The 4162-nt window shown below is 62.3% G+C and carries 3 protein-coding genes; all 3 read left to right on the forward strand.

Going from position 1 to position 4162, the window contains the following annotated elements:
- Positions 1-14 precede the first annotated feature (14 nt).
- The 3 genes from rpsG to tuf all read left to right on the forward strand — a co-directional run bounded on the left by rpsG (position 15) and on the right by tuf (position 4003).
- The gene (gene rpsG / locus ACYPYD_RS22935; RefSeq protein ID WP_008828242.1) at positions 15-485 is read left to right on the forward strand and encodes a 30S ribosomal protein S7; all 471 of its coding nucleotides are present in this window, start codon (positions 15-17) and stop codon (positions 483-485) included.
- 117 nt (positions 486-602) lie between these two features.
- Positions 603-2687: an elongation factor G gene (gene fusA, locus ACYPYD_RS22940; protein ID WP_008828241.1), complete on the forward strand. Its 2085-nt coding sequence runs from the start codon at positions 603-605 to the stop codon at positions 2685-2687.
- Positions 2688-2812: 125 nt separating this feature from the next.
- Entirely contained in the window at positions 2813-4003 is a 1191-nt protein-coding gene (tuf, locus tag ACYPYD_RS22945; protein WP_008828240.1) for an elongation factor Tu, read from the forward strand.
- The last annotated feature ends 159 nt before the right edge of the window (positions 4004-4162 follow it).

Here is a 4162-nt window from a genome sequence, read left to right on the forward strand (position 1 = left end):
TTGGAGTTTAAAAAATGTCACGTCGTCGTCGTCCCGAGAAGCGGGAAATCCTGCCTGATCCCAAGTTCGGGGATCTCATCCTGTCCAAGTTCATGAACAACCTCATGTACGACGGCAAGAAGTCGGTCGCCGAAGCGATCGTCTACGGTGCCATGGAAACCATGGAAACCCGCGCCAAATCGGACCCGATCCAGCTGTTCCACGACGCCCTCAACAACGTCGCGCCGCAGATCGAAGTGCGTTCGCGCCGCGTCGGCGGTGCGACCTACCAGGTCCCCGTCGAGGTTCGTCCCGAGCGTGCGCAGGCTCTCGCCATCCGCTGGCTGATCACCGCCGCGCGCAACCGTCCCGAGACCACCATGTCGGCACGCCTCTCGGGCGAGCTGCTGGACGCCTCGAACAACCGCGGCAACGCGGTCAAGAAGCGCGAAGACACGCACCGCATGGCGGACGCGAACCGCGCCTTCTCGCACTACCGCTGGTAATGTGCTGAGTGTGCGCCCGGATGAGTTGGTCATTCGGGCGTCACACTTTTATTTCAGGGGGCGAGGGTCTATCTGAAGGCCGCTCTCGCTCCCGAAACCCTCGCTAAGGATTCTCCCATGGCACGCAGCCATCCGCTGAATATGTACCGTAACATCGGTATCATGGCGCACATCGACGCTGGCAAGACCACGACGACCGAGCGCATCCTCTACTACACCGGCAAGTCCTACAAGATCGGCGAAGTCCACGACGGCGCTGCGACCATGGACTGGATGGAGCAGGAGCAGGAACGCGGCATCACGATCACCTCGGCTGCCACCACCTGCTTCTGGACCGCCGAGGGCCAGGAATACCGCATCAACATCATCGACACCCCGGGCCACGTCGACTTCACCATCGAAGTCGAACGCTCGCTGCGCGTGCTCGACGGTGCGGTGGCATGCTTCGACGGCGTTGCCGGCGTGGAGCCGCAGTCGGAAACCGTATGGCGCCAGGCCGACAAGTACGGCGTCCCCCGCATGTGCTTCATCAATAAGCTGGACCGTACCGGCGCCAACTTCAAGTATTGCGTCCAGTCGATCATCGATCGTCTTGGTGCTACTCCGGCCGTGCTTTACATTCCTATTGGTCTGGAAGCCGATCTCAAGGGTCTCGTTGACTTGGTGCACAACCGCGCGATCGTCTGGAAGGACGAGTCGCTTGGTGCCGAATTCTTCTACGAAGAGATTCCGGCCGAGCTGGCTGACGAAGCCGCCGAGTACCGCATGAAGCTCATCGAACTCGCCGTCGAGCAGGACGACGAGGCGATGGAAGCGTATCTCGAAGGCAACGAGCCCGACGTCGCGACGCTCAAGAAGCTGATCCGCAAGGGTACGCTGGGCCATGCGTTCGTGCCGGTCGTCTGCGGTTCGGCGTTCAAGAACAAGGGCGTTCAGCCCCTGCTCGACGCCGTCGTCGATTACCTGCCTTCGCCGCTCGACATCGAAGACGTCCAGGGCGTCAAGGTCGACAGCGACGAGCCCGACAGCCGCCCGCCGGCCGACGACGCGCCGTTCTCGGCTCTCGCGTTCAAGGTCATGAACGACCCGTTCGTGGGCTCGCTCACCTTCGCTCGCATCTATTCGGGTACGCTCTCGAAGGGCACGTACCTGAACTCGGTGAAGCAGAAGAAGGAAAAGGTCGGCCGCATCCTCGAGATGCACGCCAACGAGCGTAAGGACATCGACGAGGCCTTCGCGGGCGACATCGTTGCTCTTGCCGGCATGAAGGAAACCACCACGGGCGACACGCTCTGCGCCGAACGCGCGCCGATCGTTCTCGAACGCATGGAATTCCCCGAGCCGGTCATCGAACTGTCGGTGGAACCCAAGACCAAGGCCGACCAGGAGAAGATGGGCATCGCGCTCAACCGTCTCTCGGCCGAGGATCCCTCGTTCCGCGTCTCGACCGACCACGAGTCGGGCCAGACCATCATCAAGGGCATGGGTGAACTTCACCTCGACATCATCGTCGACCGCATGCGCCGCGAGTTCAAGGTTGAAGCCAACGTCGGTGCGCCGCAGGTGGCTTACCGCGAATACCTCGGCAAGGCTGTGGATGTGGACTACACCCACAAGAAGCAGTCGGGCGGTACGGGTCAGTTCGGCCGCGTGAAGGTCAAGGTCACGCCGGGCGAGCGCGGTGCGGGCATCACCTTCAAGGACGAGATCAAGGGCGGTAACATTCCGAAGGAATATATCCCCGCGATCGAAAAGGGCATGCGCGAAACCGCTGCCTCGGGCTCGCTGGTCGGCTTCCCGATCATCGACTTCGAAATCGTCCTCTACGACGGTTCGTACCACGACGTCGACTCGAGCGCCCTGGCGTTCGAAATCGCCGGTCGCGGTGCCATGCGTGAAGTCGCCCAGAAGGCCGGCATCAAGCTGCTTGAGCCGATCATGAAGGTCGAGGTCGTGACCCCGGAAGAGTTCATGGGCGACGTCATCGGCGACCTCAACTCGCGTCGTGGCCAGATCCAGGGCACCGACAGCCGTGGTAACGCACAGGTCGTGGAGGCGAACACGCCGCTCGCGAACATGTTCGGCTACGTGAACTCGCTGCGCTCCTTCACCCAGGGCCGCGCGAACTACTCGATGATCTTCTCCCACTATGACGAAGTCCCGGCGAACGTCGCGGCCGAAGTCAAGGAGAAGCTCGCCTAAGGGCGGGCGGGATCAAGCATACTCTTGCCTGACGGCAGGATTGGTTATAGGGGCGGCGCCTGCATCCGCGGGCTCCGCTCCGATACCCCGCAGATTCGAAATCAAGACGAAAGAAGGTTTGAAAGATGGCCAAGGCTAAATTTGAGCGGAACAAGCCGCACTGCAACATCGGCACCATCGGTCACGTCGACCACGGCAAGACCACGCTGACCGCCGCGATCACCAAGGTGATGGCTGAAGCGTTCGGCGGCACCGCCGTTGACTTCGCGAACATCGACAAGGCTCCCGAAGAGCGCGAGCGCGGCATCACCATCTCGACCGCACACGTCGAGTACGAGACCGACGCCCGCCACTACGCGCACGTCGACTGCCCGGGTCACGCTGACTACGTCAAGAACATGATCACCGGTGCCGCCCAGATGGACGGCGCGATCCTCGTCGTGAACGCTGCTGACGGCCCGATGCCGCAGACCCGCGAGCACATCCTGCTCGCCCGCCAGGTCGGCGTGCCGCAGCTGGTCGTGTACATGAACAAGGTCGACCAGGTCGACGACGAAGAACTGCTTGAGCTGGTCGAACTCGAAGTTCGCGAACTGCTCTCGTCGTACGACTTCGACGGCGACAACATCCCCGTCGTCAAGGGTTCGGCTCTGGCCGCTCTCGAAGGCCGCGACGACAACATCGGCAAGGAATCGATCCTTGAGCTGATGAAGGCCGTCGACGACTTCATCCCGCAGCCGCCCCGCCCGACCGACAAGCCCTTCCTGATGCCCGTCGAAGACGTGTTCTCGATCTCGGGCCGTGGTACGGTTGTGACCGGCCGCGTCGAGACCGGCATCGTCAAGGTTGGTGAGGAAGTCGAAGTCGTCGGCATCCGCAACACCCAGAAGACCACCGTCACCGGCGTCGAAATGTTCCGCAAGCTGCTCGACCAGGGTGAAGCCGGCGACAACATCGGTGCGCTGGTTCGCGGTCTGAAGCGTGAAGACGTCGAGCGCGGCCAGGTTCTGGCCAAGCCGGGCACCGTGACCCCGCACACCGAGTTCTCGGCAGAAGTCTACGTTCTGTCGAAGGACGAAGGCGGCCGTCACACCCCGTTCTTCGCGAACTACCGTCCGCAGTTCTACTTCCGCACCACCGACGTGACCGGCGAAGTGATCCTCCCCGAGGGCACCGAGATGGTCATGCCGGGCGACAACGTCTCGCTGTCGGTCAAGCTGATCGCCCCGATCGCCATGGACGAAGGTCTGCGCTTCGCAATCCGCGAAGGCGGCCGCACCGTCGGCTCGGGCGTCGTTGCCTCGATCACGAAGTAATTCGTCGATCGGCCAACAACGGCTGAAAGTGATTGGCCCGGCGTCTCGAAAGAGACGCCGGGCTTTTCGCGTTTATGGGATGCTTCGTCTCGTCATTGCGAGCGTAGCGAAGCATTCCAGGGCGGTGCAGCACTGCCCTGGAATGCTTCGCTACGCTCG

This window comes from Novosphingobium sp. 11B, assembly GCF_054589055.1.

Bases quoted from the DNA above. Each gene is read 5' to 3' on its own strand.
- rpsG (WP_008828242.1), top strand. From the start codon at position 15: ATGTCACGTCGTCGTCGTCCCGAGAAGCGGGAAATCCTGCCTGATCCC.
- fusA (WP_008828241.1), top strand. From the start codon at position 603: ATGGCACGCAGCCATCCGCTGAATATGTACCGTAACATCGGTATCATG.
- tuf (WP_008828240.1), top strand. From the start codon at position 2,813: ATGGCCAAGGCTAAATTTGAGCGGAACAAGCCGCACTGCAACATCGGC.